General features: G+C 26.0%; 15 protein-coding genes. 12 read left to right on the top strand and 3 right to left on the bottom strand.

Annotated features, from left to right (window positions below):
* The first annotated feature begins 14 nt into the window (after positions 1–14).
* The gene (locus tag AAT22_RS17515; RefSeq protein WP_047002189.1) at positions 15–728 is read left to right on the top strand and encodes a Crp/Fnr family transcriptional regulator; all 714 of its coding nucleotides are present in this window, start codon (positions 15–17) and stop codon (positions 726–728) included.
* Between the two features lie 69 nt (positions 729–797).
* Here AAT22_RS17515 and AAT22_RS17510 read toward each other — a convergent pair whose 3' ends face one another.
* Positions 798–1,025: a BBE domain-containing protein gene (locus tag AAT22_RS17510; protein WP_047002188.1), complete on the bottom strand. Its 228-nt coding sequence runs from the start codon at positions 1,023–1,025 to the stop codon at positions 798–800.
* 163 nt (positions 1,026–1,188) lie between these two features.
* On the opposite strand from AAT22_RS17510, the gene AAT22_RS17505 reads away from it, so the two are divergent.
* Together AAT22_RS17505 and AAT22_RS17500 are read left to right on the top strand one after the other, a co-directional pair.
* On the top strand, positions 1,189–2,001 hold the full coding sequence (locus tag AAT22_RS17505; RefSeq protein WP_047002187.1) for a nitroreductase family protein: 813 nt from the start codon (positions 1,189–1,191) through the stop codon (positions 1,999–2,001).
* Between the two features lie 214 nt (positions 2,002–2,215).
* Positions 2,216–4,477: a glycogen/starch/alpha-glucan phosphorylase gene (locus AAT22_RS17500; protein ID WP_047002186.1), complete on the top strand. Its 2,262-nt coding sequence runs from the start codon at positions 2,216–2,218 to the stop codon at positions 4,475–4,477.
* Positions 4,478–4,531: 54 nt separating this feature from the next.
* On the opposite strand, the gene AAT22_RS17495 is transcribed toward AAT22_RS17500, so the two are convergent.
* Entirely contained in the window at positions 4,532–5,644 is a 1,113-nt protein-coding gene (locus AAT22_RS17495; RefSeq protein ID WP_047002185.1) for a DEAD/DEAH box helicase, read from the bottom strand.
* 453 nt (positions 5,645–6,097) lie between these two features.
* Between AAT22_RS17495 and AAT22_RS17490 the strand changes: the two genes are divergently transcribed.
* The 8 genes from AAT22_RS17490 to AAT22_RS17455 all read left to right on the top strand — a co-directional run bounded on the left by AAT22_RS17490 (position 6,098) and on the right by AAT22_RS17455 (position 14,407).
* Positions 6,098–6,775 carry a VTT domain-containing protein gene (locus AAT22_RS17490; protein ID WP_047002184.1) on the top strand — a complete coding sequence of 226 codons (678 nt, stop codon included), beginning with the start codon at positions 6,098–6,100 and terminating at the stop codon, positions 6,773–6,775.
* 193 nt (positions 6,776–6,968) lie between these two features.
* On the top strand, positions 6,969–7,682 hold the full coding sequence (locus AAT22_RS17485; protein WP_047002183.1) for a response regulator transcription factor: 714 nt from the start codon (positions 6,969–6,971) through the stop codon (positions 7,680–7,682).
* Positions 7,657–9,795, top strand: coding sequence for a histidine kinase dimerization/phospho-acceptor domain-containing protein (locus tag AAT22_RS17480; protein ID WP_052954007.1), 2,139 nt, complete (start codon positions 7,657–7,659; stop codon positions 9,793–9,795). Before AAT22_RS17485 ends, AAT22_RS17480 begins: the two co-directional genes overlap by 26 nt.
* Positions 9,796–9,993: 198 nt before the next feature.
* On the top strand, positions 9,994–10,923 hold the full coding sequence (locus AAT22_RS17475) for an ABC transporter substrate-binding protein (protein ID WP_047002182.1): 930 nt from the start codon (positions 9,994–9,996) through the stop codon (positions 10,921–10,923).
* Position 10,924: 1 nt separating this feature from the next.
* Entirely contained in the window at positions 10,925–11,623 is a 699-nt protein-coding gene (locus AAT22_RS17470) for an ABC transporter ATP-binding protein (RefSeq protein WP_047002181.1), read from the top strand.
* On the top strand, positions 11,616–12,362 hold the full coding sequence (locus AAT22_RS17465) for an ABC transporter permease (RefSeq protein WP_047002180.1): 747 nt from the start codon (positions 11,616–11,618) through the stop codon (positions 12,360–12,362). Before AAT22_RS17470 ends, AAT22_RS17465 begins: the two co-directional genes overlap by 8 nt.
* 159 nt (positions 12,363–12,521) lie before the next feature.
* The gene (locus AAT22_RS17460; RefSeq protein ID WP_016208334.1) at positions 12,522–13,193 is read left to right on the top strand and encodes a response regulator transcription factor; all 672 of its coding nucleotides are present in this window, start codon (positions 12,522–12,524) and stop codon (positions 13,191–13,193) included.
* Positions 13,194–13,195: 2 nt separating this feature from the next.
* Positions 13,196–14,407: a HAMP domain-containing sensor histidine kinase gene (locus tag AAT22_RS17455; RefSeq protein WP_047002179.1), complete on the top strand. Its 1,212-nt coding sequence runs from the start codon at positions 13,196–13,198 to the stop codon at positions 14,405–14,407.
* 173 nt (positions 14,408–14,580) lie between these two features.
* On the opposite strand, the gene AAT22_RS17450 is transcribed toward AAT22_RS17455, so the two are convergent.
* Positions 14,581–14,994, bottom strand: coding sequence for an EamA family transporter (locus AAT22_RS17450; RefSeq protein ID WP_047002204.1), 414 nt, complete (start codon positions 14,992–14,994; stop codon positions 14,581–14,583).
* A 354-nt stretch (positions 14,995–15,348) separates the two neighbouring features.
* On the opposite strand from AAT22_RS17450, the gene AAT22_RS17445 reads away from it, so the two are divergent.
* Positions 15,349–16,113 carry a hypothetical protein gene (locus AAT22_RS17445; protein ID WP_047002178.1) on the top strand — a complete coding sequence of 255 codons (765 nt, stop codon included), beginning with the start codon at positions 15,349–15,351 and terminating at the stop codon, positions 16,111–16,113.
* The last annotated feature ends 68 nt before the right edge of the window (positions 16,114–16,181 follow it).

Below are 16,181 nucleotides of genomic sequence, written 5' to 3'. Positions count from 1 at the left end.
AAGGAGGTTTTACTTTGAAATGTGATTTCTGTTGTGAAAAATGTGCAAGTAGATTATATGCACATGAAGTTCCAATATTTGAATCCTTATCAGCAGAGGAATTAGAGAGAATAATAAATACTAGAAAGCATATGGATCTAAAAAAAGGAGAAACTTTATTTTTGGAAGGAGATGAGGTTTCAAAACTTTTTATTATAAGTGATGGGATGATAAAGATAACTAAAAATACAGCTACTGGTAAAGAACAAATTATAAATATATTAACTGTTGGAGATTTTCTTGGAGAAAATAATATATTAGGAGATCCACATCCAAGTAATGTATCTGCAACAGCAGTTAAAAATACAAGCTTATGCACAATTTCAAGAGAAGATTTAAAAGAAATATTATTTAAAAGCCCCTCAATAGCTTTAAAATTTCTTTCAGAATTAAATAAGAGGTTAATTGAAGTAGAAAATTTAACTAGTAATTTATCTAATAATAATCCTGAATTAAGAATAAGCTGTATGTTATTAGAATTTGCGGAAAAGTATGGACAAGAAGTGAATGAGAAGGTGGAAATAACTTTGCCATTAAATAGAGAAGAAATGGCAAACTATTGTGGAATCGCTAGAGAAACATTAAGCAGAAAACTTACTTTATTAGAGAATGAAGGATGTATAAGTATAGTTGGAAATAAAAAAATAATAATAAATAATTTGAGTCTCCTAGAGGAAGCCATTATTTAAAAAATAATATAAAAATAAGCATGACTATATCATATTAAAGATTAGGATTAATTATGATATAGTCTTTTTCTATTTTATACTTTGTTGAAAGTTAAATATATTCAAAGGATCATATAATTCTTTTACAACTTTAAGATAAGATGAGTTTTTACCATTTCTAGCTAAACAAACAGCTTTGCTTACATCATCAAAATTATTACAATAAAAGATTGAATCAGGATATTTTTGAATTGAGCGATTCCATATTTGCCTGGCCTCATTATATAAAGGATTATCTGGAGTAATTATTTTACTCAATTAAACCACCTTCAAAATAATTATTTATATTACTTACTATAATTTATGTAAAATGATTTCTAATGTTACTATATATAGAAGAATTAGAGGAAAAATGCTATAATATTATTTTAAACAATTAAAAAGTATAAAATATTAATTAAAGTTTAGGAGTAATGTTAGTATGAGTTTAATATTTAATAAGCCATTAACAGAAATAATAAAAGATAGATATTCAGTTAGAAATTATGAAGATAAAGCTTTACCTAAAAATCTAACAGAAGAAATAGAAAATTATATAAGCAAAGTAGATAATCCTTTTAAAGTAAAGGTAAGAATACATTTAATTAAGAAAGATACGTATAAAGATGTAATTAAGCTTGGAACTTATGGAGTTATAAAAGGAGCCAATTACTATTTAGTATCAGCTTGTGAAAAAGAAGAATTTGCATTAGAGGCCTTAGGATATACTTTGGAAAAGGTAATACTATATTGTACTTCTTTAGGTCTTGGTACAGTATGGCTTGGAGGAACTTTTAGTAAAGGTGAGTATGCAAAAGCTATTAATCTTAAAGAAAATGAAATACTACCAATAGTATCTCCGGTTGGATATGAAGGAGGAAAGAAATCATTATTAGCATCACTTATGGCTGATCATAAGAATAAAAGAAAAAGTTATTCTGAAATATTTTTTTATGAAGATTTTAATACCCCACTTTCAAGTGAAGTGGCAGAGGAATATTCGGAAGCATTAGAAATGGTGAGGTTGGCACCATCAGCAATGAATAAGCAACCTTGGAGAATCGTTAAGGTAAAGGATGATCTTCATATATATAATAGCGGAAAAATAGATATGAATAAAATAGATATAGGAATAGCACTTTGTCATCTTAATTTATATATGAATGAAAAAGGAATTTCAGGAGAGTTTAAAGTTACAAATCCTAATATAGAAAGTAAGTATAAGTATGTTATATCTTGGATTAGAAATAAGTAAAAAGGAAGTCTTAGTGACTTTCTTTTTTTATAAAAATATAAATTATTATAAAGTTGAATAAACAATATACAAATAAAAGAATTAATTTACAAATTAATATATCTAAAATTGATATTATAGTAAGTGTAAAGGGTTTAAAGAACCTATTAAATCTAAAAGAATATAAATAATATTATTAAAAATCAAATTAATTATTTAAGGGTGGGATAGAACAATGGTGCAAGAAAACTTAACAAAAATTCTAGAAAAGAGATTTAACAAGACAATAAAAGAAGCAAGCAACGAAGAAATCTATTTAGCTTTATTAGAATTAACAAAAGGAACTATTAATAAAAAGGGAACTAATAAGGGAAATAAAAAGCTTTATTATATTTCAGCTGAATTTTTAATTGGAAAGTTATTATCAAATAATCTAATTAATTTGGGACTTTATGAAGAAGTTAAAGAAGTATTATCTGCTAATGGCAAAGAATTAACTGAAATAGAAGAAATAGAGTTAGAACCATCATTAGGTAATGGTGGACTTGGAAGATTAGCTGCATGTTTCTTAGATTCAATTGCAACTTTAGGATTAAATGGGGACGGAGTAGGTTTAAACTATCATTTTGGATTATTCCAGCAAGTATTTGAAAATAATAAACAAAAGGCAGTAAAAAATCCATGGATAACTAGTGAAAGTTGGTTAAATAAATCAGATATAAAATTTGAAGTTTTATTTGGAGGATTTAAGGTTATATCAAGCCTTTATGATATAGATGTTACAGGTTATGATAAGGCTTGCAATAAGCTTCGTTTATTTGACATAGACACAATAGATGAAACATTAGTAAAGGATGGTATAAATTTTAATAAGGAAGAAATAAAGAAAAACTTAACTTTATTCTTATATCCAGATGATAGCGACAAAGCAGGACATTTATTAAGAATATATCAACAATACTTTATGGTAAGTAATGCAGCTCAATTAATTTTATTAGAAGCTGAAGAAAATGGATATGATTTGCATAAATTATATGATCATGTAGTTATTCAAATAAATGATACACATCCATCAATGGTTATTCCTGAATTAATTCGTCTTTTAGGAGAAAGAGGAATAGGAATGGAAGAGGCTATTGAAATAGTTACAAAGACTTGTGCATATACAAATCATACAATATTAGCAGAAGCATTAGAAAAGTGGCCAATAGAATATTTAGATAAAGTTGTACCACAATTAATGCCTATTATAAGAGAATTAGATAATAAAGTAAAAGTTAAATATGATGATGAAAAAGTAGCTATAATAGATAAAGATAACAGAGTTCATATGGCACATATGGATATTCACTATGGATTTAGCGTAAATGGAGTTGCTGCTCTTCATACTGATATATTAAAAGAAGAAGAATTAAAGCCATTTTATGATATTTATCCAGAAAAGTTTAATAATAAGACAAATGGAATAACATTTAGAAGATGGTTAATCCACTGCAATAATGAACTTACTAAGTTTATAAGTGAATTAATTGGAGAAAACTTTAAAAAAGATGCTACTAAATTAGAAAACTTATTAAAATATATAGATAATAAAGAGGTTTTAAAAAAATTAGGAGAAATTAAGAAGAATAATAAAATTGCTCTTAAGAATTATCTAAAAGAAACTCAAGGTGTTGAAATAGATGAAAACTCAATATTTGATATTCAAATTAAGAGACTTCATGAATATAAGAGACAACAAATGAATGTACTTTATATTATTCATAAGTATTTAGATATTAAAAAGGGAAATATTCCAACGACTCCAATAACAATGATATTTGGAGCAAAGGCTGCACCAGCTTATATAATAGCTCAAGATATAATTCATACTATCTTATGCTTACAAGAAATTATAAATAATGATCCTGAAGTTAATAAATACTTAAAGGTTGTTATGATAGAAAACTATAATGTAACAAAGGCATCTAAACTAATTCCAGCTTGCGATGTTTCAGAGCAAATTTCACTAGCATCTAAAGAAGCTTCTGGAACAGGTAATATGAAGTTTATGCTAAATGGAGCATTAACTTTAGGTACAGAAGATGGAGCTAATGTTGAAATACATGAATTAGTTGGTGATGAGAATATTTATATCTTTGGAGAAAGTAGTGAGACTGTTATAGAGCATTATAAAAAAGCAGATTACGTTTCTAAGAAATATTATGAAAAGCCTGCAATAAAGGAATTAGTTGACTTTATAGTAAGCGATGAAATGATAGCAGTTGGAGATGAAGAAAACTTAACAAGACTTCATAAAGAATTAATCAATAAGGATTGGTTCATGACATTACTAGATCTTGAAGATTACATCAAAACTAAAGAAATAGTATTTAAAGCTTATGAAGATAGAGAAACTTGGAATAAAAAAGTTTTAGTTAATATTAGTAAAGCCGGATTCTTCTCTTCAGATAGAACTATTGAACAATACAATAATGAAATCTGGAAATTAAAGTAGAAGATCATTATAAATTACAACTACAAGTAAAAAAAGCTGCAATTGCAGCTTTTTTTATTTAAAATTAACTTCACGTTCAGGAATTGTATATTTTAAATAGTTTTCTATTTCTTCTAAAATATTATAATTTTTAGGATCCGTAATAAGACAAGTATAACCACTATCTCCAGCACGAGCTGTTCTTCCTATTCTATGAATATAGCTTTCAACGCTTTCTGGTGCATCATAATTATATATGTGAGTAACTCCAGTAACGTCTATTCCTCTTGAGGCAACATCAGTTGCAATTAAATATTGAATCTCACAATCTCTAAAAGATTTCATTATCTTTTCTCTTTTATTTTGAGGAACATCACTATGTATTTTAGCAGCTTTTATACCTTTGGCAGCAAGTTTTACTTCTAGTTCATCAGCCCTTCTTTTAGTTCTACAAAAGATAATAGACATAAAAGGATTATCTTCTTCTAGAATCTTAACTAAAGCATCTACCTTCCATCTATCCGTAGTTTTAACTACTTCTTGTTTAATATTGGGAATTTCAGATTCTTCATTTTCTGTAATATCTATGATAGCTGGATTATTCATATATCTATAAGCTAGTTTTTTTACTTTAGAGTCTATAGTTGCAGAAAAGCAAAGAGTTTGAAGCTTTTTAGGAGCGTAAAACATTATTTTTTCAATTTCATTTTTAAATCCCATTAAAAGCATTTGATCAACTTCATCAATAACAACTGTATTTAGCTTACTTAAACTTATACTTTTTCTTTCTAAATGATCAAGTAATCTTCCTGGAGTTGCAATAATTAAATTAATGCCTTTATTAAGTTTTTTTAATTGAGAACCAACATCTTTTCCACCGTAAGCAGCTAAAATTCCTATATCATTTATATTAAATTTATTAGCTTCTTCAGTTATTTGGATTGCTAATTCTCTAGTTGGAGATAAAATTAGAACCTCAGTGTTTTTAGAAGTATTATCTATTCTTTGAAGTATAGGTAATAAAAATGCTAGGGTTTTTCCAGTTCCAGTTTTTGATTTTCCTATAACATCTTTTTTGCTAATTATTTCAGGAATAACATCCATTTGAACTTTAGTAGGTGTTATAATACCATTATTTTTTAATGAATCAATTAGTTTACTATTTATTTTTAAATCTTTAAAATCCATATTTATATCCTTTCCTACATTCAGTTTTTAAGTAGAAATATGTAAGATTAAATTTTCTTAGAGTAAAGCGGCAGAATAAGTAAGTTTACATGTGTCCACTTTTGTATAAAATTATAAAAATAAAGTGGAGCTTGGTAATCCGGCGAAAGACAAACCAAGCTCCACGGTAATTAGCACTTTACGTACCAACTGCCTAATAAGAATAACATTAAATAGATAAATAAGCAACAAAAATTTTTAAATATTAGAAATTAAAAAAGGATTTGGAAGAATAATTTTACGGTTAAGTAAAAGTTTGCATGAATTATTCATTTATAAGGATTTTTTAAGCTTAAATTTAGGAAATCTTTATTTTTATATGAAAAATATTTTAAGAAGTTCATCTTATACTAAAATTAATAAATTCTTATTTATCTTTAAATAAGAAAAATCATTTTAAGAAGGAATGAGTTAATGAATAAAAGTAAAACAAAGCAAAAGATAGGTTTAAGTTTAATAATACTCTTAGTTATAACAATAGTAGTATACTTAAAATATAGTGGTATTTTAGGATATATGACTTCATTAGAACAATTAAAAGCCTATATAGAAGGGTTTGGTAGTAAGGCTTATATAGTATTTTTTATATTACAATTAATATCTATTATTATAGCTCCAATACCAAGTAATGTAACTGCAGTAGCAGGTGCTATGATATTTGGAATGTGGGGTTCGTTTATTATAACTACTTTAGCTATAATTTGTGGTTCAGCTATCGTGTTTTCATTATCAAGAATATATGGAAAAGCATTTACAGAAAAGTTTGTGAGCCAGAAGTCTTTGAAAAAGTATGAAAACTTAATAAATTCTTCAAAGGGAGAAATTACTATAGCTTTAATGTTATTATTTCCATTTTTTCCTGATGATATAATTAATTTTTTAGTAGGGCTTAGTGGAATGAGCTTTAAAAAATATTTCATTATATTAATACTTACAAGGCCATGGGAAATCTTAATAGCATCAGCAATGGGGTCAGCAAGTATAACAGTACCATTATGGATATGGGGAATAATAATAGCCGTATCTATAGTTTTAATTATTAATAGCAACAAAATAGAAGATAAATTAACTAAGATAATTAAAGCAATATAAAGCATTTATCAACTAAAAATCAAAAAAATAAGCTTAAAAGAAGAATACTAAGGGAAAAGGTCTTTAGAAATTCTTTAGAAATATAAAGAGTTTTTCTTAATTATTTAGAAATACTATTAAGTTAAGATGTAACTTTATTAAAAGTTCTTATAGGATATAATAGTTATATATTAAGAAATGAAGGAGAAAAATTATGAATTCATATAATATTTTGGTTGTTGAGGATGATAAGGAGATTGCTAGAGCAGTAGAAATATATTTGAAAAATCAAGGATATAAGGTTTTTGTAGGACATAATGGTATAGATGGGCTAGAAATAATAGAAAAACAAATAATACACTTAGCTATTGTTGATATAATGATGCCATTAATGGATGGAATACAGATGACAATTAAACTAAGAGAAAAGTATGATTTTCCAATTATAATGTTATCTGCAAAATCAGAAGAAATTGATAAGATAATGGGACTAAATATAGGAGCAGATGATTATGTTTCCAAGCCTTTTGCGCCTCTAGAATTAATCGCTAGAGTGAACTCACAAATTAGAAGATATTCCAGATACTTAAACTTAGTTGGCACAGAAAAAGAAGAAGTTAATAAAGAGGATATCTATAGTATAGGAGGACTTGAACTTAATGTTAACAAAGTTGAGCTTACTGTTGATGGCAGTTTAGTTAAAATTACCCCTATAGAATTTAAAATTCTTCAATTGCTTATGAAAAGCCCTGGAAGAGTATTTTCTTCCGAAGAAATATATGAAAGAGTATGGAATGAAAAAGCAATAAATACAGATACAATAATGGTACACATAAGAAACATAAGAGAAAAAATAGAATTCGATCCAAAAAATCCGAAATATTTAAAGGTGGTGTGGGGAGTTGGATACAAAATTGAAAAACTCTAAAGAAAAATATTATATAAGTGGAATAGTTATTTTAATCATTATGATGCTTTCGATAATAATGGTTTCTTTATATGAAAGAATAGATAGTATAGCTAAAGATAGCAATCAAGGAACAAGATATGAATATATACAACATGATTTATATAAAAGTAATTTTGTATTGAATAAACTTCTTATTGAAAAAGAAACAGGAAAATCAGTAAATTACAGTGATTTGTATTTAAGTGAAAAAGTCAAAAAAAATACAGATACATTATTAGTATATGAAGAACAATTTAAAAATTTGAAAACAAGGTTAACTAATGATTTGAAAAATTTAGATTATCTAATAATAGATAATCTAAATAATGAAAAATTAACAAATACCAAACAAGACTTATCATTACTCATAAATAGTAACATAAAAAATCAAGACATATTAAATTATTACAATTATTATATAGTAATTGAATTTGATAGTGAAGGAAATGTAAATATTAAAAATACTAATCAATATGGATATAACTATTACAGTAATAAAAATGGAAACTTAAAAGGTTACTTGGGATTAGATTATGAAGAAGAAATAATAAATCCTAAAAATGTGACTATAGTTTATGGAATACCTAAAAACTTATCATATTCCGATGACGATATTTACTATAATTCATTAAATATAGGAAATTGGGTTTATGGAGATGCGCTAGCTCCTTATGCAATTATTATTTATGCAGTAGTAATATTAATGTCCTTAATAATTTCTTATAAGAAATCTAAGGAAGATAAGATAATATCAAAGTTGTTAAACATCCCTTTAGAAATACTGGCAACTTTAATAATATCAATAACAGCATGTGTCAGTTTATCACCAGAAATTATATATGGAACATTATATAATACAGAAGTTATTAATGGACTTAAGATATATGGATTAAGCGAATCAGTTTCTAGATATGGTTTGTATATCATTAATGTAATATATTGGATAGCTTTATTATTTTCAGCTTTCATAGCAATTTCTTTATTAAAGCATATATTTAAGAAAGGAATTATAAAGTATATAAAAGAAAATACTTTAGTTGGTAGATTTACATTATTTATAATTAGAAAATCAAGAAGTGTTATGAATAATTTATCCAAAATTGATTTTAATGAAAATAGCAATAAATATCTTTTAAAATTAGTAGCAATTAATTTTGTAATAGTAATGTTTTGTAGTCTTCTATGGTTTGGAGGAATATTTGGAGCTATAGTATATTCAATAGTACTGTTCTTCATATTAAGAAAGTATATGAGTGAAATAAAAGAAAAATATAATATTTTATTAGAAGCTACAAATAAAATTGCCGGAGGAAATTTAGATGTAGAGATAAAAGAAGACTTAAAGGTTTTTGAACCATTAAAAGATGAACTTCAAAAAATACAAAAAGGATTTAAAAATGCAGTTGATGAGGAGGTGAAAAGTCAAAGAATGAAAACAGATCTTATATCTAATGTTTCTCATGATTTAAAAACACCATTAACATCAATAATTACTTATATAGATTTACTAAAGGATGAAAATATAAGTGAAGAAAATAGAAAACTTTATTTAGATACATTAGATAGGAAATCTCAAAGGCTTAAAAATTTGATAGAAGACTTATTCGAAGTAAGTAAGGCAACAAGTAAAAATGTGCAATTAAATATATTGAATGTGGATATAGTTTCGCTTATGAAGCAAACACAATTTGAATTAAGTGATAAAATTGAAGAATCATCATTAAAGTTTAAATGGAATTTCCCAGAAAATAAAGTAATAGTACCTTTAGATAGTCAAAAAACCTTTAGAGTATTTGAAAATTTATTAATAAATATAGTCAAATATTCAATGCCAAATTCAAGAGTTTTTATAGATATAGTAGATGGCAATGAAGAGGTTTATGTAACATTGAAAAATATGTCAGCAAATGAAATAGACTTCACATCAGAAGAAATAGTAGAAAGATTTGCTAGAGGAGATAAATCAAGAAATACAGAAGGGTCAGGGCTTGGATTAGCAATAGCAAAGAGTTTTGTTGAGCTTCAAGGTGGAAATTTAAATGTAGAAATAGATGGCGATTTATTTAAAGTAACATTGAAATTTAAGAAGTAATAAAAGAATCACTAATATCTATGGGATATTAGTGATTTTTCTTAATGAAGTAAGAGATGTAATAGGTATTAATTATTTTAATAAGAAGTAAAAATGAAGGAATTGATAGTTTAGGGAATAATATTTTTTAAAATATTGAAATAGTTTGTCTGATTAACTATAATAAGTATGATTAAAAGTTTGTAGGAGGATTAACAAATGAGAAATTTTAAGAAATTATTATCAATAATTTTAATATCAATGTTCTCAATTATTTTAATTGGATGTAAAGGTAATGAACAGAATGAAGAAGTTTTAGTAGAAGATACAACATTAAAAATAGGTCTAATGCCAGCTGTGGACACAGCCCCAATACTTATTGCAGAAAAAAATGGATATTTTGAAGAAGCAGGAATAAATGTAGAAATAGAAATATATACTAATGCTCAAAATAGACAAAGTGCTCTTCAAAGTAATGCTATAGATGGAGCAATGACAGATTTTATAGCAGTTGCAACTAATGTTGATGGTGGGTTTGACATAAAGGCAACAACAATGACAGACGGAATGTTTCCTGTACTAGCAAATGAAGGAGCAACTGATAAAAAAGAGATAAAAGTAGGTATGATGGAAGTAAGTGTTTCCAATTATTTAATAGATAAGTGGCTTGGAGATAAATATAATGTGGAAAAGGTATTTATAAATGAGATACCAGCTAGACTTGCGGCTTTAAAAAGTGGTGAAGTTGATATGAGTTTATTCCCAGAGCCAGTAGCTTCAAATGGAGAGTTACAAGGTTTAAAAAAGAATATATATGGAATGGATGATGAATTTTCACCTGATTGCTTAGTATTTACTGGGAAATCTATAAAAGAAAAACCAAAAACTATAACAGCTTTCCATGAAGCTTATAATAAAGCTGTAGATGAAATTAATAAAAACCCTGAAATAGCAAAAGAGATATTAATTGAAAAAATACCAAATACAAATCCTGCTGTAAAAGATATTATGGTATTACCAACATATAAAAAAGCAGCCCTTCCAAGTGACGAATATTTACAAAGTATAATAGACTGGACTGAAAAAACTTTAAATAAGGATTTATCAGTAAAGCCAGATGCTTTATTAGAAGGAAAATTTGTAAAGTAATATGATAAGGATAAGTGATTTAACCGTTAAGTATAAGAATGAAATAGCAATAGATAAAATGAGCTTATCTATTGAAAAAGAGAAAACTTATGCAATTATAGGGAAATCAGGATGTGGAAAGACAACCCTGCTATACACTATAGCAGGGCTTATTTCTAATTATGAAGGGAAATTAGAAATAGAAGGGGAGACTTCTTTAATATTACAAAACTTAGGGTTATTTAATTGGTTTACAGTATATAAGAATGTAGAACTTGGACTAAATAAATATAATTGTACCAAAAAGGAAAAAGAGAAATTAGTTAATGATGTATTAAAAGAGTTAGATTTAATAAGTTTAAAAGATAAATATCCCAAGGAACTAAGCGGAGGGCAAAAGCAAAGAGTTGCAATTGCAAGAACAATAATAAGAAATCCGGAGATATTATTATTAGACGAAGCAACATCAGCTTTAGATTCTATAAATAAAGAGAAAATTCAGGAGCTACTTTTAGAAATAAGAAATAAAAGAAAAAATACAATGATTTTAGTTACACATAGTATTGAAGAAGCTGTTTTTTTAGGTGAGTATATAATAGTCATGAAAGATGGAAGAATTCATAGTCTAATTAATAATAAATATTTTGGTGACAAGGATATAAGAAAAAAACAAGAATATATGGAGATATGTAATGAAGTAAGAGGGAAGCTTTATGATTAAGGATATATTATTAAAAATAATAAAGGGGTTTTATGGAGTAGTAATTATAGTAGTATTATGGCATTTATTAAGTATATTAATAGGAAGTAACATGGTTCCATCTCCTAAAACTACTATATATGAATTATTAAGATTATTAAAAAATGATTTTATATATCATATTTTATATAGTATGTATAGAATATTAGGAGCAATATTGATATCATTAATTATAGGAATTCCTGTTGGTATAGCTATTGGAATGAGTGATTTAATAGATAAAATAATATCACCAGTAGTATATTTATTATATCCAATACCAAAGATAGCATTCTTACCTATATTTATGGTAATGTTTGGAATCGATGATAAATCTAAGATAATATTAATGGTTACTATAATTGTTTTTCAAATTTTAATAGTAACAAGAGATGCAGTGAAAGAAACAGATAAGGATGTACTAATATCAGCTAGAGTTATGAAATTTACTAAAATTGATACAATAATAAAAGTGATAATTCCATCAATAGCTCCAAAAGTATTTTCAGCTTTGAGAGTAAGTATAGGAATCGCAATTTCAGCTTTGTTTTTTAGTGAAAATTATGCAACTAAATATGGTATAGGGTATTATATAATGAATGCATGGTCAATGGTTGATTACAAAGGAATGTTTGCAGGAGTATTAGCTCTTAGCATTATGTCTCTTATTATCTTTAAAATTATAGATTTATTAGAAAAGAAAATATGTCCATGGGTATAAAAAATAGCTATATCGATTTTGATATAGCTATTTTTTATTTTATAGATAATTATATTTAATTTTATTTTAAGGTTTCTATGATAAAATCGTATTATATAAATAAAAACAAATAGAATTTAGGAGCTAATTTCCTTACTTATAACATACAGGAGGATAAGTATGAGATTATTATTAGTAGAAGATGAAAAAGAATTATCAGAAGCATTATTTCAAATATTAATGAATAATAAATATTCAGTTGACTCAGTTTATGATGGTGAAGAAGGCTTGGATTATGCTTTAACAGGAATATATGATGTTATAATTTTAGATATTATGTTACCAAAGTTGAATGGAATAAGTTTATTGAAACAATTAAGAAAAGCAGGGATATCTACTCCAGTAATTATGCTTACAGCTAAAAGCCAAATTGAAGATAGGGTACTGGGGCTTGATTGTGGAGCAGATGATTATTTAACAAAGCCTTTTGCAACAGAGGAGTTACTTGCAAGGTTAAGGTCTATAACTAGAAGAAAAGGAAATGTAGTAAATGACAATGTATTAACTTATGGTGACATAAGATTAAATATAGAAACTTATGATTTAGATGTTAACTCTGAAAGTATAAGGTTAACTTTAAAGGAATTTGAGATAATTAAGTATTTTATGGAAAGACCTAAATGTGTAGTTAGTAAAGACGATTTAATAACTAAACTATGGGGATTTGATTCAGAGGTTGAGTATAACAATATAGAAGTATATATTTCATTTATAAGGAAAAAACTAGCATATTTAAACTCTAAAGTAAGCATTATCACAATAAGAGGTGTAGGCTACAGAATGGAGGAGTAATTTTGTTTGATAAGTTAAAGAAAAAATTTATATTTATAAATATGTCTTTGTTAACATTAGTGTTTATAGCAATTTTTGGAACAATATATATTTTTACAGCAATAAGCATGGATAAAGATTTAGAAAGAGAATTAAGGAGTACAATGTTTAATCCACGTAAACCGGCACCCGATTCTCCAATGATGGCAGGAAGCATAATCATAGAATTGAATTCTGACAATACAATATCAACAGTAATAAAATACATAGAAATTGATAGCGAAGATTTAAATAATACAATAGATAAAATTATTAAAGGAGATAAAAAGTTTGACAGGATAAAATTAGCGGATAATAGCTATGGGTATCTGAAGGAAACTACTCTTAAGGGAACTAAGATTATATTAATGGATAGAGAACCACAAATAAATACTCTTTCAAGTCTCTTAAAAGTATTTATAGCTATTGTTGGTATAAGTTTAGTGATTTTATTATTAATAAGTATCTATTTAACTAATAAAACTATAGAGCCTATAAAAGAAAGCTTTGAAAAACAAAAGCAATTTATTGCAGATGCGTCACATGAATTAAAAACTCCTCTTGCTATTATAAGAACTAATACATCTTTAGTTTTATCTAATAAAGATGGAACTGTAAATAGCCAAATTAAATGGATAAATTATATAAATAATCAAACTGAAAGAATGGCGAAATTAATAGATGAAATGTTATCATTAGCTAAGCTCGATACTGGTAGAGAAATTATAGAGTTTTCGATATTTGATTTAAGTAAATTATTAAACAATATTTTATTAACATTTGAAGCAGTTATATTTGAGAGCAAAATTGAATTAGAGACAAATATTTCAGATGATATATTTGTAAGGGGAGATAAGGAAAGTATAAAAAAAGTATGTATAATACTATTAGATAATGCAATTAAATACACAAATCCTAATGGGAAAATATCTGTATTTCTTAATTTAGACAAAAGTAGAATAAAGTTAATAGTTAAAAATACTGGAGATGGTATAAAGAATGAGGAGTTAGATAAAATCTTTGAAAGATTCTATAGAATAGATAGCTCAAGAGCTAGAGAAACAGGTGGATATGGATTAGGTCTTTCAATAGCGAAATCTATAATAGAAAGTCATAATGGAAGAATTTATGCAGAAAGCGAATTAGGGAAAGATACTACATTTGTGATAGATTTAAATTGCGAAGCAATTTATTAGTGAAAAGTTAAGAGTGAAAAAGTGAAAAGTTGAGGGTGTTTTGCTACGCAAAACTTAAATTCCAATTGGTGCAAATCACCTTTTATTCAAAAATCCTGTAAGAATTTTTTTATTCAACTCTTTCACTCTTTCATTTTTCACTTATAACATTTTGCTTCGCAAAATTTTGCAATTTACAAAATTAAAACAAAAGTTCCAATAGTAATAAAAATTCCACCTATTATAGTTTTAGTAGTAATAGCTTCTTTTAATATTACAAAAGCTAATATCATAGTTATTACAACACTAAACTTATCTATGGGAACAACCTTTGAGGCTTCTCCTATTTGTAATGCCTTATAATAAAATAACCAGGATAATCCAGTAGCTATACCAGATAAAATTAAGAAAATCCAGCTTTTTTGACTTATATTACTAATTTGGTTTAAGCTACCATTTATAAAAACTATTCCCCAAGCCATTAGTAAGACTACAACGGTACGAATTGCAGTAGCTAAATTTGAATTTATGTTTGCTATTCCTATTTTAGCTAAAATAGATGTAAGGGCGGCAAAGAAAGCTGAGAGTAATGCATAAACAACCCACATATGAGCAACTCCTTTAATATTAAATTTTTTTATCAATATAAAATCCTCCATAAAATATATAATTATCATTTAATTATATATTAGCATTAAATATAAAAAATATGATTATAACGAATAAAAAAATATAAATTTTAATGAATTTAAAATAAGAAATAAAGAAAATATATAAATAATTTAAAAATATACATAAAATGAACAATTAAAGCATTATATATAATAAAGGGATATTTAAATATAAATTTAAATTTAATAATATTTAATACTTAAAAAATTATTAATATTAATGATAAAAAGAGGATAACTTTAGTAGAGTATAGAATTAGTAACTGTATCAAACTTTATGGAGGGGGTAGTATGGTATTATCAACTAATCCGGCAGTTAGACTATACGAAATTTTAAGTGAATCAAAAGAATTTTGCAGTAATAATGCTAATAAACAAAGCAGATTTAGGACGGTAGAATCAGTTCTTGCTCAAGTTTTTGACTTAGATATTAACGATGACGAGAAAATATTTAGATCTATCATACAAATTATTGAAATGATAGAAAATATAAAAAAACTAACTAACAAGATTGAAAGCAATTCGAAAGATGAGTTAGTAAGATCTCTTACTAATTTTGAAAAAAAAGTTATGGCTATAGGATTAGATGATGATGCACACAAGTTAGATATTATAATTACAAAAGAAATATTGATATCTATAAATGGCTTAGCATTAGCTTTAGATGTATGTAATCAATATAGAAATGTTGAAGAAGAAAATTTGATGAAGTTTAAAGAAAAGATACAAACTTTAGTAGAGGAACTTGAAGAATTAGAGGTAAATGAGGAACTGAAGTTATTTTTGAATGATGTACTTAGTAATTTATACTATAAGATAGAAGAATACAAAATATATGGAATAGATGGCCTAAAATCATCTATAGAACAAGGCTTAGGAAGTATAATGCTTAATAAAAATATTTGTGAAGAAGCGTATAAAAATAAAAGTTTTAAAGAAAATATAAAAAAAATTTTAAGCTTGCTTACAAGCATTAATACTACTATTTCTTTTGTGAAAAATATAATACCAATAGCTCAAGATGCCAGTGATATAGTAAATAGATTATTAGGTTAGAATAGATATAAATAAAAATACCGTTTATTTTATAAACGGTATTTTTATTTCAGACTGCTGACAAAGTA

The sequence above is a fragment of the Clostridium sp. C8 genome, from assembly GCF_001010885.1.
GTDB lineage: Bacteria > Bacillota > Clostridia > Clostridiales > Clostridiaceae > Clostridium > Clostridium sartagoforme.
The sequence above is the reverse complement of the archived record's forward strand: the minus strand, read 5'-3'. Positions and strand labels throughout refer to the sequence as shown.